The sequence below is a fragment of the Scopulibacillus darangshiensis genome (assembly GCF_004341035.1).
Lineage (GTDB): Bacteria > Bacillota > Bacilli > Bacillales > Sporolactobacillaceae > Scopulibacillus > Scopulibacillus darangshiensis.
The window spans coordinates 1-19425 of the sequence record NZ_SLXK01000014.1; the positions used below are offsets into that span (position 1 = coordinate 1).

General features: G+C 41.6%; 19 protein-coding genes. 6 read left to right on the forward strand and 13 right to left on the reverse strand.

Annotated features, from left to right (window positions below):
* Positions 1-216 precede the first annotated feature (216 nt).
* A complete protein-coding gene (locus tag EV207_RS10850) occupies positions 217-1509 on the forward strand; it encodes a S8 family peptidase (protein WP_132746186.1) in 1293 nt (430 codons plus the stop codon).
* A 53-nt stretch (positions 1510-1562) separates the two neighbouring features.
* On the opposite strand, the gene EV207_RS10855 is transcribed toward EV207_RS10850, so the two are convergent.
* Entirely contained in the window at positions 1563-1877 is a 315-nt protein-coding gene (locus EV207_RS10855) for a YnfA family protein (RefSeq protein WP_424511363.1), read from the reverse strand.
* A 382-nt stretch (positions 1878-2259) separates the two neighbouring features.
* Here EV207_RS10855 and EV207_RS10860 point away from each other — a divergent pair, with 382 nt between their 5' ends.
* On the forward strand, positions 2260-3702 hold the full coding sequence (locus EV207_RS10860) for a SulP family inorganic anion transporter (protein WP_132746267.1): 1443 nt from the start codon (positions 2260-2262) through the stop codon (positions 3700-3702).
* Positions 3703-3775: 73 nt separating this feature from the next.
* On the opposite strand, the gene EV207_RS10865 is transcribed toward EV207_RS10860, so the two are convergent.
* The 4 genes from EV207_RS10865 to EV207_RS10875 form a co-directional block, all read right to left on the reverse strand.
* On the reverse strand, positions 3776-4117 hold the full coding sequence (locus tag EV207_RS10865) for a DnaJ family domain-containing protein (protein ID WP_132746188.1): 342 nt from the start codon (positions 4115-4117) through the stop codon (positions 3776-3778).
* On the reverse strand, positions 4117-4275 hold the full coding sequence (locus tag EV207_RS23015; RefSeq protein ID WP_165886909.1) for a hypothetical protein: 159 nt from the start codon (positions 4273-4275) through the stop codon (positions 4117-4119). The genes EV207_RS10865 and EV207_RS23015 overlap by 1 nt, the downstream gene beginning before the upstream one ends.
* Positions 4276-4350: 75 nt before the next feature.
* The gene (uvsE, locus tag EV207_RS10870) at positions 4351-5328 is read right to left on the reverse strand and encodes a UV DNA damage repair endonuclease UvsE (RefSeq protein WP_132746189.1); all 978 of its coding nucleotides are present in this window, start codon (positions 5326-5328) and stop codon (positions 4351-4353) included.
* Positions 5329-5416: 88 nt separating this feature from the next.
* Positions 5417-5641 (reverse strand): GNAT family N-acetyltransferase, encoded by a 225-nt coding sequence (locus EV207_RS10875; RefSeq protein ID WP_165886910.1) that lies wholly within the window; start codon positions 5639-5641, stop codon positions 5417-5419.
* A 232-nt stretch (positions 5642-5873) separates the two neighbouring features.
* Here EV207_RS10875 and nhaC point away from each other — a divergent pair, with 232 nt between their 5' ends.
* The 3 genes from nhaC to EV207_RS10890 all read left to right on the forward strand — a co-directional run bounded on the left by nhaC (position 5874) and on the right by EV207_RS10890 (position 9787).
* Positions 5874-7292, forward strand: coding sequence for a Na+/H+ antiporter NhaC (gene nhaC / locus EV207_RS10880; protein WP_132746191.1), 1419 nt, complete (start codon positions 5874-5876; stop codon positions 7290-7292).
* Between the two features lie 23 nt (positions 7293-7315).
* Positions 7316-8926, forward strand: coding sequence for a gamma-glutamyltransferase family protein (locus EV207_RS10885; RefSeq protein WP_132746192.1), 1611 nt, complete (start codon positions 7316-7318; stop codon positions 8924-8926).
* Positions 8927-9151: 225 nt separating this feature from the next.
* Entirely contained in the window at positions 9152-9787 is a 636-nt protein-coding gene (locus tag EV207_RS10890) for a hypothetical protein (protein ID WP_132746193.1), read from the forward strand.
* A gap of 376 nt (positions 9788-10163) precedes the next feature.
* Here the strand turns inward: EV207_RS10890 and EV207_RS10895 are convergent, their stop codons facing one another.
* From EV207_RS10895 to EV207_RS10920, 6 genes are all read right to left on the reverse strand, one after another.
* Entirely contained in the window at positions 10164-10928 is a 765-nt protein-coding gene (locus EV207_RS10895) for a hypothetical protein (protein WP_132746194.1), read from the reverse strand.
* Positions 10929-11245: 317 nt separating this feature from the next.
* Positions 11246-11833, reverse strand: a complete 588-nt coding sequence (locus tag EV207_RS10900) for a class I SAM-dependent methyltransferase (protein ID WP_132746195.1) — start codon at positions 11831-11833, stop codon at positions 11246-11248.
* Between the two features lie 17 nt (positions 11834-11850).
* Positions 11851-12153, reverse strand: a complete 303-nt coding sequence (locus EV207_RS10905; protein ID WP_132746196.1) for a DUF2933 domain-containing protein — start codon at positions 12151-12153, stop codon at positions 11851-11853.
* A 163-nt stretch (positions 12154-12316) separates the two neighbouring features.
* Positions 12317-14734, reverse strand: coding sequence for a heavy metal translocating P-type ATPase (locus tag EV207_RS10910; protein ID WP_132746197.1), 2418 nt, complete (start codon positions 14732-14734; stop codon positions 12317-12319).
* Between the two features lie 90 nt (positions 14735-14824).
* Entirely contained in the window at positions 14825-15031 is a 207-nt protein-coding gene (copZ, locus tag EV207_RS10915; RefSeq protein WP_132746198.1) for a copper chaperone CopZ, read from the reverse strand.
* A 103-nt stretch (positions 15032-15134) separates the two neighbouring features.
* Positions 15135-15443 carry a metal-sensitive transcriptional regulator gene (locus EV207_RS10920; RefSeq protein ID WP_132746199.1) on the reverse strand — a complete coding sequence of 103 codons (309 nt, stop codon included), beginning with the start codon at positions 15441-15443 and terminating at the stop codon, positions 15135-15137.
* 181 nt (positions 15444-15624) lie between these two features.
* Here EV207_RS10920 and EV207_RS10925 point away from each other — a divergent pair, with 181 nt between their 5' ends.
* Complete coding sequence (locus EV207_RS10925; RefSeq protein WP_132746200.1) at positions 15625-16569, forward strand: cation diffusion facilitator family transporter; 945 nt, start codon at positions 15625-15627, stop codon at positions 16567-16569.
* A 78-nt stretch (positions 16570-16647) separates the two neighbouring features.
* On the opposite strand, the gene EV207_RS10930 is transcribed toward EV207_RS10925, so the two are convergent.
* Complete coding sequence (locus EV207_RS10930; protein ID WP_243647022.1) at positions 16648-19053, reverse strand: heavy metal translocating P-type ATPase; 2406 nt, start codon at positions 19051-19053, stop codon at positions 16648-16650.
* Complete coding sequence (locus EV207_RS10935; RefSeq protein ID WP_132746202.1) at positions 19046-19402, reverse strand: ArsR/SmtB family transcription factor; 357 nt, start codon at positions 19400-19402, stop codon at positions 19046-19048. The genes EV207_RS10930 and EV207_RS10935 overlap by 8 nt, the downstream gene beginning before the upstream one ends.
* Between the last annotated feature and the right edge of the window lie 23 nt (positions 19403-19425).

Below are 19425 nucleotides of genomic sequence, written 5' to 3' on the forward strand. Positions count from 1 at the left end.
TGAGTTTTTTGGTATAACCATTTGTTTCCCACCTGCATAGCAGGTGGTTTATTGTTTCGCACGCTATCGCGTGCTCAACGGACTAAAGTCGTAATGATAGGGGTCTGACCCCTCGGGGTCAGACCCCCTTTTTTTTAATCTCTCAACATATAACGATACAAGCAATATCTAGTATTCATAAAATATCCTATCAACTAAAGATAGGAGATGTTAATAGTGTTCGGATTTTCAGTGATCCAGCTTGCGAGAAAAATGGGGCATAAACTTGATCGGGAATTGCGGCGGGAACTTGTCCATCTTTATCATCCCTTTCGGCAAGTTCCCTGCTTTTTGCATCGGCCGCTCGATAATATAGCAAAGCGGACGAAAAAACTCCCAGTGATTATCGAATTTGAAAAAAGCGATGATGCCTTTGTCTGCGGTTTGGCCGACATTAAGAAGCTTGAAAGCAAAATAGTACATGAATTTCAATCTATCTCTTGTTGCGCTGCCAAACTATCAATTAAAAAGCTTGAAACGCTTCTTGGAAACTGTAAACACATTAAAAAGATCTATTATGACCGAGAGATGAGTGTTTTGCTTGATGCAGCAAGCCCCTCAATCCATGCGAAAGCGGTGAATGACACAGGTTTGACCGGTAAGGATGTGACGATTGCGGTCGTTGACACAGGCATTTATCCCCACAAAGATCTTGAAGGCAGAATTGTAGCATTCCAGGACTTTGTGAATAAAAAGAAAGACCCTTATGATGACAATGGCCACGGCACACATTGTGCTGGGGACGCGGCAGGAAGCGGCACCGCATCCAAAGGGAAATATAAAGGCCCCGCGCCAGAAGCTAACCTAGTTGGTGTCAAGGTGTTAAGTAAAGTGGGTTCCGGCTCTCTTTCCACTGTCATCGCAGGGGTAAACTGGTGTATAGAAAATAAGGAAAAGCACAGCATTGACATCGTTTCCATGTCGCTCGGAAGCCAAGCATCCCAGTCGGCTGAAGAAGATCCTGTGGTTAAAATTGTTGAAAAGGCATGGGATAACGGCATTGTTGTCTGTGTTGCCGCCGGCAACAGCGGCCCTGATCCCAAAACAATCGGCAGCCCGGGTACTAGTCCCAAAGTTATTACCGTTGGAGCGATAAATGATCAGGACACAACCGACCGGGCGGACGATGCTATTGCCGATTTCTCAAGCCGCGGACCAACCATTGACGGCATAGTGAAACCCGACATCTTAACGCCTGGCGTAAATATCATTTCCCTCCGCTCACCAGGTTCCCTTTTGGATAAAACCAATAAATCGAGCCGTGTCGGCAAAGATTACTTTTCCTTATCAGGCACCTCAATGGCAACACCAATCTGTGCAGGAGCTACAGCATTAATCATTCAAAACAACCCCGACTTATCGCCGGATCAAATCAAAGAGCAGCTTTTGTCAGGAGCCGAGGATCTTGGATTACCGCCTAATACCCAGGGAAAAGGGTATTTGAATATAGAGAAGGCTTTGAAACAATAAGGGAATGTTTCCCTGGGAGATACGGGGTCTGACCCTTTGGGGTCAGACCCCTATTAACGTGGAGCCCAAAGCATTACTGACACACCGATCAAACAAATACCCGCTCCAATCCAGTCATACATATCAGGTATCTCTTTATCAATTACCCAACCCCATAATACGGACAGAACGATAAATACACCACCATACGCGGCATAAACTCTGCCGAATGACGGAAATGATTGAAAGGTTGCAATAACCCCATATAAAGCTAACACGACACCACCAATTATCCCCAAATAAAATGGTTTGCCTTCTCTTAAGCAAAGCCAAATAAGATAACCACCGCCTATTTCTGCTAACCCCGCAACAACAAATAGTAAAATCACTTTAATAACCTTCACCCTCTCCCTTCCCGGAGTCAGATGATCCAGACAATATCATTCCTTGACTTAAGTCAAATTTAAGTATTTCACTTAAATTATAAAGCATAAAGGGGGATGATGTTAAACATAGGATTATCTCTCGCTTGTCATTTCGCAGTGTTAAATCTATACCAACAATCCATTGGCTAACAATCACAGCAAATAAATCAAAAAAAGGTGATGCGATTTGGACTCTATTACTAATTGGAAAAAGTACACACTGTAATTATGCCTATGCAAACCTTAAATTCTATGATACTATACTTTGGTTGATAACGGCCCGACTTTTGTGAGAGTCAAAAGTCAATATAAATAGAAAAATAGAGGTGATGGTTTTTTGAGCTTTATGACAATTAAACACGACTGGCTTTCAAATGTAAGAGCCGACTTTTTATCAGGATTAACGGTTGCCTTTGCACTTATCCCAGAAGCAATCGGTTTCTCCATTATTGCTGGTGTTGACCCTATGGTTGGGCTATATGCTTCTGTTTGTATTGCCATTGTCATTGCTTTTGCGGGAGGACGTCCGGCAATGATTTCGGCGGCAACAGGTTCAACAGCAGTCCTTATGGTTTCCCTGGTCCATGATCATGGCGTAGAGTATTTATTTGCGGCCACGATCTTAACGGGAATGATTCAATTTTTGTTTGGGATCTTGAAAATTGGACGCCTGCTATCTTTCCTTCCCCAAACTGTTTTGACAGGCTTTGTAAATGCATTAGCCATTGTCATTTTTATGGCGCAACTCCCTCAGTTTGTTAATGCTAATTGGATCATGTATGCGATGGTGGCAGGTACGTTAGTGATGATTTACTTATTTCCTTTTATTACTAAAACTGTTCCGTCCGCTTTAGTTGCTATTATTATTATGACCATTATTAGCTTTACCCTTCACTTGGATTTGAAAACCGTAGGAGATATGGGCCATATTAGCGATTCCCTCCCTATTTTTCACATCCCGTCGGTTCCTTTATCATTAGATACCTTCTTAATTGTTTTTCCTACGGCACTTGCCATTTCAATTGTTGGTCTAACCGAGTCATTAGTTACAGCAACAATTGTTGATGAATTTACAGGATCAACATCCAATAAAAATCGAGAGGCAAGAGGGCAAGGGATTGCAAATATTGTCTCCGGGTTATTTGGAGGAATGGCGGGTTGCGGTATGATTGGACAATCTGTTATTAACGTCCAGTCTGGGGGAAGAAAACGGCTCTCCACACTTACGGCAGGTGTTTTCCTATTAGTCCTTATTATTCTATTAGGTAATGTTGTGAAACAAGTGCCAATGGCGGCTTTGGTTGGCGTGATGATTACAGTTTCTATCGGCACTTTTGACTGGCATTCTGTTCGCCATTTAAAAAAGTATCCGTTATCTGAAGCGGTTATCATGATATTAACTGTTGTAGTCGTTGTCTATACAAAGAATTTAGCCATTGGAGTCGTTTTAGGAGTCGCTTTAAGTGCCATTGTATTTGGGTGGAAGATGGCCCATATTAAAACCACATCAAGAATAGAGGGAAACAAGAAAATTTATGTGATTTCAGGGCAAATGTTTTTTGGGACAACAAGCCACTTTATATCAGAATTTGATTATGAAAAAGACCCTGAAAAAATAGAGATTGATTTCACACATTCCCATATCTGGGATCATTCCAGTGTCACGGCAATTGCGAAGGTCATCCAAAAATATGAAAGTTACAATAAAAAAGTGAGTCTTATAGGAATTAATGACGAGAGTACAAAAATTGTTAATCGAATCGGTCTGGATTCAGCAAGTGGTCATTAAGTGAGTATAATCAGTGATAAAAGGAAATCTAAATTGGGGAAATCCAACTTTAGATTTCCTTTTGTTTTAAAGCTTACCAAGTGTTCTTTGCCTTATCTAATTCTTGAAAGTTGATAGGCATTTTTTGAAGCGATGGAGGACATAGAGTGTTGTATTTTTTAATCTTCTCATTGATTGCTTTAATATTCTCTTCGTCTTCTGCAGAATGGATCAAAGAAGATATCTCTTTTTGCAATTTTAGCCATGGGGGCAGAAAGCCCGCATCCTTTGCCTTCTCCATGAAATTTTGCAACAAATCCTTTTCCATATAGCTTTTGGGCAATGGCTTGCCCTTACCTTTGCCGTTATAATTATCTTTTTCACCAGCTGCTTCCAAAATTTCGCCAATCAAATCATTGTATTTTCTATCTCCCACTAATATTCTCTCCCCTTTATTTTAAAGTGGATAAAAAAACGGTCGAGTCGAGTTGGCTTTTTGCTGCGATATTCTTCTTTTAATTCTTTTAATACGTCTTCTCTCTGTTGGGATAATCGTGCATATGCTTTACGACGGTACTTATATTCCATCATCATATTCAGCTCCCTCGGAGTAATTGAAAACGCTTCCAATTTAAAAATAACACAATCTAAACAAATATAAAATAGGAGTCAGACCCCTTTTTTTAGATAAAAACTCGCTCCGTCTACAGCTTCAATCGCATTTAGTGATTTTAGATCTTTCATAAGCTGAAATAAGGCTTGATCCTTTTTCTTAGCCTCGATCATGCAATCAATTTGCGGTACTGAGCTGTTGATGCCTTTCAAAAAGTCTAAAAACATACTAGGATCAACAAAATCAGCATGGCTGCGATATTGTTTGTCACTTTTCGGACTTGAGATATGCATTTTAATTGGCAGTTTAGAAACTTCCCAAGTTCCAACAACTCTATTCCAATGGCTTTTCCAGTCGGGATCTGAATGGTTGGCTAAATGGTGATGATAATCGAATACAAATGGCAGTCCCAATTTATTGCAAAGGTAAAGGCAGTCCATCATATCAAACGACTTATCATCATTTTCTATCATAATCATGTCTTGGATCGACCGTGGGACAATGGCCCAATTTAAAACAAATTGTTCAAGCGCTTTTGCTTTATTTTGATAAGCGCCGCCGACATGCAAGACTGCCCTATGTTTTGGTTCAATGCCGATCCCTTTTAATAAATGATAATGATATGTCAAAACTTTAAGGGCGTTTAACAGCACCTCTTTTTTTGGTGAATTTACAACCACAAAGTGATCGGGGTGAAAATCAATACGCATCCCCTTTTTCTTAGCGATACCCCCAAGTTCCAAGAGTGGTTCTGAAATTGATTCAAGATAGCGCCAACCTGCCAGATCCTCGTGTGTGGCTAGGGGGACGAGGCGGGAGCTTAATCGAAAAAACGATATATCGTTTGCTGCGTTATGTTTTAATAGCCTGATACAATTATGGATATTGGACTCTGCAATTCGCTCTAACTTTGTTATCGCCGCTTCCCTATCATCAATTTGTTTAAATCTTGTATATGTCATGGTCTGTGACGGCGAACTGTTTGGCACATTAACACTCATTGCGACATACCCAAGCCTTACCAATGTCCTCATAAGCCTTTTCACCTCATAAGGCAGTTTTCCCTATGAGAACAAAACTAGCCATTAATTATCGTTTAAGAATTAAACCATATACTCTTCATCATAATACATGCCATCCACTTTTAGAGCCATGTGGCTTAAATCCCATGCTGAGATATAAATTCCGGGCCAGTACATTCGTTGTGACAACGCAAAGATTCACCTGTTCCAGTCCTGATAAATCCCGTGCATGCTCCAAAACGTGCTCAAGCAGCTTTCGGCCAATGCCTTTTCCAGCTTGATCCTGAACGACATACATCCCCCAAATTGAGCCTTTATGAATCATTTTGTTATGACCATCACGCATAAATCCGGCCATTACAAGGAGAGGACGTATAATAGTTTGACACTTTTAAAAATTCATTGATTTCTAGACACCATTGTTTTATAATCTCATTAATTGCAATAGTAAGTTAAAACTGTGAATATAACTAACAAAAGAAGGCAAATTCGATTTAAGTCAACACTATGTAGGGTTTGGTGTGATTTAGTCTTTACAAACTTATGGAGGGTGATGTATGGAGAAGTCGTTGTCAGGATTAAAAGCCGCCGTTCTATTAATGATTTCGTTTTTCATTGTTCTTTTCGGAATTATTTTAACCAAGGCTCCGACTCCCATTGTATTGATGGCGGCCGGGGCGGTAGTGATTGCGCTGTCACTAATATGGGGAGTCAAGTGGGAAGATATAGAGAAGGATCTTTTGGATAGCCTTCGATCCATGTTTATCCCGATTTTAATTTTATTGTCAGTCGGGATGTTAATCGGAGCCTGGATGATATCCGGAACCATTCCTGTTATGATTTATTACGGTTTACTTATATTAAAGCCTTCATTTTTCCTTATTGTAACGGCTATTGTTTGTTCCATAATGTCAGTTATGGCGGGCACGTCTTGGGGTACGATCGGAACGTTGGGGGTAGCATTTATGGCTGTTTCGGCGGGATTAGGCATTCCGCCTGCATACACGGCCGGGGCCATTGTTGTGGGGGCTATGTTCGGTGACAAAATGTCGCCACTTTCTGACACGACCGTGATGGCCTCTGGTGTGATAAATGTCAAGATCGTCGATCATATCAAACATATGCTTTACACAACGATACCCGGCTACCTTATTTCTTTGCTTCTTTACAGTGTTCTTGGTTTCCAGTTTGGCAGTCAAACCCTTAATACTGAAAAAGTCGCTGTAATTTTATCCACATTGGGGCAAACATTTAATTTGAACCCTGTTATCATGTTGCCGCCTATCGTCGTGTTGTTCTTAATATTTAGAAGAAAACCAGTCCTTCCGGTATTTGGTGTCGGTATTTTTATGGGGTGTTTATTGGCTCTATTATTCCAGGACCGCAGCATGTTGCAGATTGCGGAAGCTTTAAACAGCGGGTATACGGATTCGACTAACATTCCGATGGTAGATGATATGCTGCATCAAGGCGGTCTATCGGGCATGCTCGATACAATGGTTTTGTTGATTGCCGCTGCCATTTTCGGTTCCCCTCTTCGGACAGCCGGAGTCTTTCAGACCATCGTGGAAACGGTGACAAGGTTCGCTAGACAGGCTAAAACAATGATGACCTCGGCTCTTTCCTTGCACGCCATCTTTTTCATGGTCACTGGAAGCTATTATGTGACGTTTGCCGTTTTGGGGCCGATCCTGGCTCCGTTATATGACAGACATAAATTGGACAGGAAAAATTTATCGCGAACCATGGAGGACACTGGCACCACTTTTGCCCCCATAATCCCTTGGGGTGTTACTGGTGCGTATATTGCCGGAACCCTTAATACGCCAACGGTTGATTACATTCTCTTTGCCCCGATGACGTACCTGGGAATCGTATTTGCTGTCATCTATATTTTTACAGGAATCGGGATAGCTAAAACAGAAACGACGAGTAAAGCGGCAATAAAGAAAAGCGAAACGACCACTGGTGTTTAACAAAAGCATGGAAGGAGATTAATATGTTACAATTTGACGCATTATATCAACCCTATACAGCGAAAAGACGATCTACATATGCACGGAATGGCATGGTTGCTACATCCCAGCCCCTTGCGGCTCAAGCGGGACTGGACATTATGAAAACAGGCGGTAACGCGATTGATGCCGCGATTGCCACGGCAGCATGCTTAACGGTTGTAGAGCCGACTTCAAATGGCATCGGCGGAGATGCTTTTGCCCTTATATGGGCGGAGGGAGAATTGCATGGGTTAAACGCAAGCGGCCCTGCTCCGAGGAACATCTCGATCGACCAATTAAAAAAAGCGGGGTATGAAACCATGCCAAAGTACGGTTGGCCGACAGTGACCGTACCAGGCGCCCCTTCCGGATGGGCAGCGCTCTCAAAGCGCTTCGGGCGATTGCCGCTGACTGAAGTACTGAAGCCAGCGATTGATTATGCTGAAAAAGGCTTCCCGATTTCACCGATTCTCGGCAAGTATTGGAAACATGAATATAACACGTTTCGAACATTAAAAGGTTCGGAATTTGATAGCTGGTTTAAAACATTTGCGCCGCACGGCCGGGCACCGGAAGTCGGAGAGGTATGGACGTCCCCTGATCATGCCGCTACACTCAGATCCATAGCCGAAACAAACGGAGAATCGTTTTATCGTGGAGAATTGGCCGATAAAATTGCCCGATTTTCTCAACAATATGGCGGTTATTTAACGGGGGATGATCTTGCGAGCTATCAACCGGAGTGGGTGGATCCAATCAGCGTCAATTACCGTGGCTATGATGTATGGGAAATCCCTCCGAACGGACAGGGACTGGTAGCTTTGCAAGCTTTAAATGTCTTGAAAGACTTTGATTTTCCAGCCAAAGATGCCGTTGAAACGTACCATAAGCAAATTGAGGCCATAAAACTTGCCTTTGCTGACGGGAACAAGTATATTACTGACCTTAAATATATGAGTGTGAAAGTGGATGACCTGCTATCGGAAAGTTATGCCCGTCACCGGAGACATTTGATCGGCGAGAAAGCGATGATACCGTCAGCAGGGAAACCGCCGAATGGCGGAACCGTATATTTAGCCACTGCCGACGGCGAAGGAAACATGGTGTCATTTATCCAAAGTAATTACGAGGGGTTCGGCTCTGGGCTCGTCGTTCCTGAAACAGGGATTAGTCTCCACAACCGCGGGTACGATTTTTCGTTGGACCCCTCACATGATAATGCTTTAGAGCCTGGGAAACGGCCGTTCCATACAATCATCCCCGGATTTTTAACAAAGGAAGATGAGGCCATCGGCCCATTTAGTGTGATGGGGGGCGGCATGCAGCCGCAAGGACACCTTCAGCTCATAATGAATACGATTGATTTCCATTTAAACCCGCAGGCGGCTTTAGATGCCCCTAGATGGAGATGGATGGAAAATAAAAAAGTTAAGGTGGAACACAACTTCCCTCACCATCTCGTTGAGGCACTTATTAATTTGGGACATGACATTGAAATTGGTTTGGATCCTGCCCGTTTTGGCCGGGGCCAAATCATTTGGCGCGACCCCGCATCAGGAGTCCTTGTCGGCGGAACGGAGGCGCGTACCGATGGTTCCGTGGCTGCATGGTAAATTATTTAGCAGTGTATCGTTTTTTTTGAAGAAAGACAAACAGAGGCAGCCCTATGACAAAGGCTGCCTTAAATGGGGTTAAGGGACCGGGCTAGTCCTGGTCCTTTAAAATTCCCCGTCCCCCTTACCTTCTTCATATTTTCCACAAACTTTTTTCGTTATATCTCTCGAACTCCAATAATAAACTAAAGTCAAACCAAAAAGTATACAAGTTAGGGTGATTCCATGGAATATAAGGTTATTGTGCCTTTAATCATTATATTAATTATTCCGATCTGCATTTCAATAAAGGTACTTACTCAACGAAAAGAGCTTTCCAATATGGCAGGAATGACAATTACCATGGCTCAAGGGATGAATATTGGTTTAACGACGGGTATTATTTTGGGTATTAGTCACCCAAATAGTATTTTTATTACAACCGTGATCAGCATGTTGCTTGGGCTTACTATAGGTGTGATATCCGGTTTGCCATTTAATACAATTGCAGTATTAGACGGTCTTTTATCCGGCGTTATGGGCGGCATGATGGGAGCGATGATAGGTGCGATGGTCTCCCCAGAGTATTCCGGGGCATTGCTTAGAATAATGATTGTCATTTATCTCAGCACATCGCTCACCATTTTCTTAACATTAAGGAGGCCAAAAAGACAGTCCTATCAATTCAATCGGATCATGCTTATCTGCTTGTTCGTCGCAGTCTTTTATCTATTTAATGTGTCACATATCTTTGCCAATGAATTAGTTAATACATCGAGTCAGATGAATCCAATGGGTTCAATGGATCATTCAGTTACTGTTATGAACAATAAAGAATTAATGAAAAGGAAGGAAAAAACATTAGTCATAAAAGCGGAATAATTTTCCTATCTGCCAAACAAAATTATCCTGAAAAGACAACAGGCTATTAAACTTGATTTTAAAAATATAGGGAATGTTGAACATGACCTGCAAATTGTGAATACAAATAGCGGCGCTTTTCAAATGTTAAAAATGCCAACAAAAAATCAGTTGGTTATTTTAGATAATTCATTGGATTTACTGTTCCAAGGTGCGGCGGTCTTAAAAGGAAAAAACACTAAAATGATGATTGGTCTAAGATCACTTCTTTTTAACAGCTAGTAAAATCCCCAGTAACAAAACAATAAAAATAAGGGTGTAGACCGCAAAAGGTGTCTCATATAGGGCTGTATCATAAGATATTGAACCACCCGATTTTGCAAACCATGCTGCTTCTTTAATAGCAGAAGCGACGTGGGCCAGCATTAAGACAACAGCAAGCGTCGATATTGCTCCGCCTATTAATAGTATGCTGACAAGCTTTTGATTCATTCCATATGCGAGGCTCGGTGTCAAGGGTATTGTCCATGACATGAAAATCGGACTCACCGGCAAGAGATAATGTCTTTAATGTATTGCCATTATCTTTGCTTTTAATAATGCCAACGGGATTTTGCAAGTCGGAACCTTCTCCCGGATGCCCGCTTGAATAAAATCCATCGTCTGCCATGGAAAAGCCCATGTAATCGTTTGGTTCGCTCTTCGCAACCTCCCAGTGTGTGTCTTCAAATACCCTCAATCCGTCGTGGGAAGGGACAAATAATTGTTTTCCATTAGAGGAAAAATCCAAACCGTGGATATGCATAAAGGAGACATTGGATTCTTTGTTCGCCAATGCAACCCCGCCGGCAACAATAGTGATAACCACCCATATAGCAGTACCAAATCTAGCCCCCTTCAATAAATGATTGAGCTTTGCTGCCTTTTCCCGTTCTTCCCGTTTCCGAATATTTAATGTTTTCATTTTCCCCTTTAGAATAATCCATATAAAGATAAATAAAATAAGCAATATTGCTGCACCGATCACTATATAAAGTGATATGTTGCCAAAGCCCAAATTTTTACCAGCATGGTCCGCGGAAGAACCGTGGGCAAATGCTTTTAATGGATATAAAAATAGAATAAATAAAATCGTAATAAACCCTATTTTTAAAATGGTCATTATTCAATTCCCTTCTTCTATTGACATTTAAGAAAGTAAATCCTAGCGTTGCAATTATGATAAGTAAGATAATTGCCCTTAAAACAAGCCGTCTCCTTTTGCTGCTCATCAGTCAATCCTCCCTTCGCCTATTTCCCTATCCATTGTAAGGTATGAATGTGTATTTTTTTTGAAGAACACCAAATAAGGCAGCTCGGACTCTAAGCTGCCTTATTCGGTAAAACTCATATGAAACTTTTCCGCTGCTTTCTTTTTTATTTCTCTTTATTGAAACAAGAAAATCCTTTATTCCGATTAGGTTTTTCACAAACCAAACTTTAATTTGTGCTTTCAATGACAAGAAAGAGACCGTTATAATATGATGTCACGTTATTAACATGAAACTCGGATTCTTGAACAAACTTAAGCGTATCCCTATTTAAATGGCAGCCATCGCAAAGGTGTTTCCATACAGGGGTTAATATATTTTGAAGGCTAGACAAAGTGGTATTGCCCATACGAACATGCTCAAAAAGAAGGAATTTCCCTTCTGGTTTTAAAACACGGCGAATGTCATTAAGTGCCTGGCGAGGATTGGGTATCGTACAGAAAACTAAGGTTCCGACAACAGTATCAAAAGTATTTTCCTTAAATGGAAGCACTTCCGCACTTTCCTGTCTAATATCGATCGGAACCCTTGTTTGGTTTATTTTAGGCAAGGATTCCTTTATCATGTTTGGGTTGGGTTCAATAGCTGTTATATGGGATGCATTTTTATAAAAAGGGAAATTTGCTCCCGTTCCTGAACCTATCTCGAGAACGTGCCCTTCGGCTTTCGATATTAAGCCCCTTCTGATATTCTCTAACTTTTTCTTTTCAAGTGGCGCCATCAATTTATCATATAGTTTAGGAAACCATTTGGACAATTTTTTATACCTCTTTTTTAAGATATTTCAACTTTAGAATCTGCCCCCTTATTTTTATCTCCCTCCATCGATATTATTGAACTTTTTGATTGGTCACTTTTAAAAATTTCTAGTTCTTCTCTTAGATTTTCGTTTTGTTCAGTTAAATCGGCTATCCTTATATGCAGCGCTTGCAAGTCAGGCTGGAATTGTTGATTTTGTACTTCTGATTGAGCGGGGTCGCCTTTATCTTTATTGTTTTTATGTTTGCTTAACATCACTTTCATGCAAACCATCATCATCAGCGGACAGACAAATAACAAAAGTAACGTCCATTCCATCAATCCTCCTCCTTTCTCTTCCTAAAGTATACACATTAAATGTGGTGAAAGTTTAAAGACAGAAGAATTAGTTATATTTTTTAATAGCATTAATTTAAGGGGCTCTAAATGATATTGTATAAAAAGAGCATACAAAAGGCGGGCAAAATTACCCGCCTATAGACTAAGACTTTAACTTGACACGTTGCAGACGCAGGGCATTTAGGACAACGGATACAGAGCTAAAGGCCATAGCCGCCCCGGCTAGCCAAGGTGCTAATAAGCCTATTGCCGCAATCGGAACACCGACACTGTTGTAAGCAAAGGCCCAGAACAAGTTTTGCTTAATGTTTGCAATCGTTTTTTTGCTCATCATAATAGCGTCGGCAATACTGTTCAAGTCACCGCGTATCAGCGTTATATCCGCAGCTTCCATAGCAACATCAGTTCCCGTACCAATCGCCATGCCGATGTCAGCCGTCGCAAGAGCTGGGGCATCATTAATTCCGTCACCTACCATTGCCACCTTATGACCACTTTCTTGCAGTTTTTTGACTTCTTCAGCTTTTCCTTCAGGAAGCACTTCAGCAATGGTATGTTCGATACCGGCCTGTTTTGCAATCGCTTCGGCCGTTTGTTTGTTATCACCAGTAATCATGACAACATCTAATCCCATTTCTTTCAAACGGGCAATCGCAGCTTTGGATGTTTCTTTAATCGTATCAGCCACAGCCACAAGTCCGGCAAACTGATGATCAACCGCAACAAGCATCGCTGTTTTGCCCGTCTTTTCAAATGAGACCATCTGATCTAAAGTAGTTTCAGGTACATCGATATTTTCATGGCTCATGAGGCGGCGCGTGCCGACATGCAATAGACGGCCATCAACCTTCGCCTGTACCCCGTGGCCAGGAATGGCTTCAAAGAATTCTGCAACGCCTAGTTCAATGCCTAGGTCCTGAATGCCCTCTACAATGGCTTCGGCAAGCGGATGTTCAGATTGCTTTTCAGCAGCGCCAACAAGTGTTAAAAGATCAGCTTCATTCCAATCGGTAGAGACATCAGTCAATTTCGGCGTACCGTTTGTCACTGTCCCTGTTTTATCCAAAATGATGGTGTCAAGCCTGTGTGTTTGCTCAAGGTGCTCACCGCCTTTAAACAATATCCCGAATTCCGCTGAACGTCCTGAGCCTGCCATAATGGAAGTCGGTGTGGCTAGCCCCAGGGCACATGGGCAAGCAATAACGAGAACAGCAATGAATTTTTCGAGCGCATCTGCAAAGTCACCTGGCGCGACAAGTGTATACCAAATTATGAAAGTAACAAGGGCGATCCCCACAACTATAGGAACAAATATGCCTGAAATGCTGTCGGCAAGCCGCTGGATCGGTGCCTTTGAACCTTGAGCTTCTTCAACAACCTTAATAATTTGTGCAAGCGCCGTATCTTTGCCCACTTTAGTCGCCTTTATTTTCAAAAAGCCATTTTTATTAATCGTAGAGCCGATCACACTGTCACCTACAGCCTTATCGACCGGAATGCTTTCCCCCGTCAGCATCGATTCATCAAGTGCCGACCCGCCTTCGACAATCTCGCCATCTACGGGGACTTTCTCACCCGGCTTCACTTGAACAATGTCACCTTCAAGGACTTCTGTTACCGGAATCACCATTTCTTTGCCGCCCCGGACAACCGTTGCATCTTTTGCTTGGAGACCCATCAATTTTTTGATGGCTTCGGATGAACGGCCTTTCGCCCGAACTTCGAACAATTTACCAAGCAATATAAGTGTGATTAATACGGCACTCGTCTCAAAGTATAGGTCAACCATATGGCCATTGCCGCCAAGGGACTGAATACTTAAATACAAACTGTAAAAATAGGCCGCTGATGTCCCCATGGCTACTAGGACATCCATGTTGGCGCTCTTGTTTCTAAGAGCCTTATAGGCCCCGACATAAAACTGTCCGCCAATGATAAATTGAACAGGTGTAGCAAGTAGAAGCTGGAACCACGGATTCATGAAGATGCTCGGCAGCCAAATGAACGACATGAATTCAAAGTGGCTGACCATCGACCATAACAGCGGCAAAGAAAGAATAAGTGAAGCAATAAATTTTGCTGTTTGTTTTTTGATGGCCTTCTCACGATGGTCGGCGGAACCCACCTCTTTATCAGATTTTGTCTCTAATTGATAACCAAGTTTCTTGATTGCTTCCTTCATATCGGGAATAGAAACCTCATTCGGGTCATACTCGACCGTTGCCGATTCTAACGCAAAGTTAACATTAGCTGAAGATACGCCTTCTAATTTGTTAAGCTTTTTCTCGATCTTGTTGGCACAGGCTGCACAGGTCATGCCTGTTACATTAAATTCCGTTTTATCTTTAACGACTTCATAGCCGAGCGAGTGAATTTTTTCTTCAAATGCCTTTAAGTTGGTAACACTTGGATCATAAGAAACCTTTGATTTTTCAAGTGCAAAATTGACATTTGCATCCGATACACCTTCAACCTTCTTTAGACCCTTTTCAATTCTATTAGCACACGCCGCACAAGTCATGCCTTGAATTTGCAAGTTCACTTCTTTTGGTGTTCCCATACTAGTTAACCTCCTGTTAACATACCCCACATGGGTATATACATTTGATAAAAGGAGACCGTGCTATAGGTTAGCACGATCTTCTTTCTTTTATGCCACATCATAACCTTGCTCTTCTATAACATCGGTTATTTCCTTTAAGCTCACTTTGTCTTGATCAAATCTCAGATCCACTTTGCCATTTTCCAAATGGACTTTTACTGATGCCACGCCGTCAAGCTTTCCTACATTTCCTTCTATCGAGTTGACACAATGGCCGCAAGACATGCCTTGAACATTTAACGTTTGGTCTATCATGTGAATGACCTCCTCTTTATGAATAACATTATATTACCATACCCCCCTATGGTAGTGTCAAGAGAAATAAAAAAGTATTGGGTTCTCCCCAATACCTCAGTTGCTATTTTGAATATTGCTGGATGATTTCAAGCAGCTCGTCGATCATGCTGTCATCATCGCCATTTTTTATAGAATGCGCCACACACATCTTTGTATGCCGTTCCATAACTGAGTAACCAACTTTTTTTATTGCCGATTGTATGGCTGAAAGCTGAATTAAAATATCCATGCAGTAGCGGTCGTTCTCAACCATATTTTGAATGCCCCGCACTTGTCCTTCAATTCGCTTAAGACGGTTAATGACTTGTTCCTTTTCTTTATTTGTTCTAGGTTCAAGCGGCTTTTTATCAGTGTGTTCCTTCGGTTCCATTGACAGTACCCCTTCGTACAAGTGTCTTTTATTAAGTATATAGGCTTTATATGAAATGATACAACTTTTATTAATGATTTTTTATCCTAAAGGACCTTGAAAGGGTTAGAAATTATGTTAAAATTAATTCAAAATGAATATATGATTATTTGTTCATATATTGAAGGTAGAGGTGGTAAATATGGGACATGATCACGGCCATGACCATACACATGGTGCAAACAAAAAGGCTTTAATGATTAGTTTTATTATAACAGCGGTTTATATGATAATTGAAGTGGTCGGGGGAATTATAACCAATAGTTTGGCTTTATTATCCGATGCCGGGCACATGCTGAGTGATGCTGTGTCATTAGGCGTTGGACTCGCCGCTTTTACAATTGGAGAAAAAGCTGCAAATGACAGCAAAACTTATGGGTATAAGCGCTTTGAGATTCTAGCTGCGCTTTTCAATGGTGTCACATTAATTTTAATTTCGTTATACATTCTTGTCGAGGTATATCAGCGCTTTATCGATCCGCCTAAAGTTGCTTCAACTGGGATGATGATTGTTGCCATTATAGGGCTCATCATGAACATTCTTGTGGCTTGGATATTAATGAGAGGTGACACGGAGGAAAATTTAAATTTGCGGGCTGCTTTTCTGCACGTTATCGGGGACTTATTAGGTTCTGTCGGCGCCATCATCGCTGCCCTTCTCATCATGTTCTTCGGATTTGGCTGGGCGGATCCACTCGCCAGTGTGATCGTTGCGGTATTAGTTCTAATCAGCGGCTGGAGGGTAGCCAAAGATTCGATTCATGTTCTAATGGAAGGTGTGCCGCGGAATGTTGATTTTGCTGACATTATTAAGACGGTTAAAGACATTCCCGGAATCAAAAGTATTCATGATTTACATGTATGGAGCATAACGAGCGGCAAGAATGCCCTGTCCTGCCACGCTGTCATTAAGGGCTCTTCAACATTCACAGAATGTCAGCTCATTTTAAGAGAAATTGAACACAGACTCCAGCATAAAAATATCGGACATGTGACCGTTCAGCTGGAAGATGACGGTCATCCCCATGATGATACCATAACATGTCAGAATGATGATGGGGATGCACATGGTCACCATCATCATTAAGGATAGATCTGTAAATCTCAATAAAACATCCTGAGCCAATTATGGCTCAGGATGTTTTACGTTAAAAGGAGTAAAAGACTACTTCTTTTGTTTCAATAACCTCATGCTGTTTAAAATAACGACCAACGCAGCACCGGTATCACTTAAAACAGCAATCCATAAGGTAAGAAAACCTGGGAAAATTAAAACTAGCGCAGCTAGTTTAGTAATTAAAGAAAACCAGATATTTTGTTTAATCACCTGTAACGCCTTATGACTTAGCGTCATCGTATAGGGTAATTTCTCCAAGTTATCTGCCATGAGAACGATATCGGCTGTTTCCATTGCTGTATCCGTCCCAGCACCTCCCATGGCTATGCCAAGGTCGGCCGTTGCTAGTGCAGGGGCATCATTAATGCCATCCCCAACCATAGCGACCTTTTTACCTTCATTTTGAAGTTGTTTGACAACTGTTACTTTATCTTCAGGCATTAATTCTGCAATATAGCGATCAACACCAGCATTGGCTGCTATCTTCCGTGCTGTCCCTTCATTATCGCCGGTTAGCATCACTATTTCTTCAATGCCGGTTTGTTTTAATTTGTTAATAGCATTGACCGTAATCGGTCGTATGGCATCCGCAACTGCGATGAATCCTAAGACTTTTTCCTTTGTTCCAACAAGGACGAGCGTATTCCCTTCATCCTGAAACGTTTGGATGCTCTCTTTTACATGGTCTAGAGGCACATTTAGTTCATTAAATAGCTTCGGATTTCCGGCAAAATAAGTGATGGTGCCAATCGTTGCTTGTGCCCCCCTGCCAACAATAGCTTTAAAGTCTCTGCCATTAAGAACTGGGATATCCCTCTCTAATGAATAGTCACAAATCGCCTGAGCAATTGGGTGTTTTGATTGTTCCTCAATCGTTCTTACAATCCCGAGCAATTCAGCTACAGAAACATTAGCCATTGGTATGACTTCTGAAACTTTTGGTTTTCCTTCTGTAAGGGTTCCTGTTTTATCAAAGGCAATGGCTTTAATCGCACCTGCTGTTTCTAAAAAGGTCCCACCTTTGATTAGAACACCGTTCTTTGCCGCATTACCAATTGCTGAAACAATGGCAACTGGTGTTGAAATAACCAGCGCACAAGGGCAAGCGACGACTAATAATTCAAGACCTTTATATAACCATTCACCCCATGTTCCGAATCCCATTAAAGGCGGAATAACCATAACAGCAAAGGCTAAAATGAACACAATCGGGGTGTAGACTGCCGCAAACCGATCAACAAAAGCTTGGGTAGATGCTTTCTTTTCCTGAGCTTCTTCTACTAAGTGTATAATCTTTGCGATAGTTGTATCTTCCACAAGCTTGGTTACACTAATTTCTAATGATCCATTTTCATTCACTGTACCGGCGTAAACAGCATCACCCTTTTCTTTGTCTACCGGTATGGACTCACCGGTGATAGGCGCTTGATTTACGCTTGTGGCCCCCGATAAAATCGTACCATCAAGAGGGATCTTTTCACCTGGCCTTACAACAATGGTATCGCCAATTGTTATTTCTTCTACAGGTCTAAGAATGAGCTCCTTTCCTTGTTTAACTAATGCCTCCGAAGGCGCAAGGTTCATTAAATTTCGTATGGAATCCCTTGTTTTATCGATAGAACGGTTTTGAAGCAGGTTTCCTACAGCGAAAAGGAAAACAACAAGCGCCCCCTCCATCCATTGCCCAATTGCTGCAGCACCTATTGCAGCCAGAACCATCAAAACATTCATGTCTAAGGAGCGGCTTTTTATCGCATAATAGGCGCTTTTCGCTGGTTTGGTACCTCCGATAATGATAGCCGCTGCATAAAATACAATGCTAAGCAGAGCCGAGAAATCCATGAAATGGACGGCGTAGCCTAGAACTAATAGAATACCAGAGGCAATTGTGGCTGTATTATTTGATCCTTTCGCTTGTTTCGACTGGCCGTCCTGTTTCTGACTATCGAGAAATGCCCTATAGCCGGCTTTATTCACTTCTTTTATCACTTGATCGTCCGTTATGTCATGGACAATTTGCATCTTCCCTGTCGAAAAATTTACTTTAACCGTCTGAACTTCCGGGAGTTTTTGCATATGTTTTTCAAGCGTCATGGCACAGGCAGCACAATCCATTCCTTCAATAGTGAACACTTGACCATTCTTGTTAGGCTTCGTCAATGGTTCAGCTTTAAATCCAACTTGAGCCACCCGTTTCTGAACATCTTGAATAAAGGATAGATCATTGATCACAGATTGATCCACTGTTAAGCTCATTTTTGCGGTGCTATAATTAACATTCACTTTTTGAATGTCATCACACTTACTAAGGTTCTTATTAAGTGTCTGGGCACATGAAGGGCAATCCATCCCTTCGACACGAAAGTCTAACGATGTACCTTGTTGGTCAGGACTTGCAGTTTCGATGTCAGAGCAAGAGCAATCCGAACAACCATTTTTTTGATGACTAGTCATGTACGAGGCTCCTTTCTTTTGAAGATAGACACACATCGTTCATATCACAATCTCTGACATCTGATTCAACTGTAAATAATACATCGTCAAACATTTGCAGAAGCTGTTTGACTTGAGCATTTCTTAGGCTGTAGTAGACATACTTCCCTTCTTGCCTGCCCCTAATAATACCGCAGCCTTTAAGACAGGCTAGATGCTGAGATATGTTAGATTGGTTGCCATTTATCTCTTTCACGATTTGTGAGACCGGTTTTTCTCCATTTTTCAAACAATCCAGGATTTGAATTCTCGTTTTATCGGCAAAACCTCTCAAGAATTTGGTTTTTGTTTCAATATTTATTTGGTTCATACAATCACCCCACAAATTAGTCT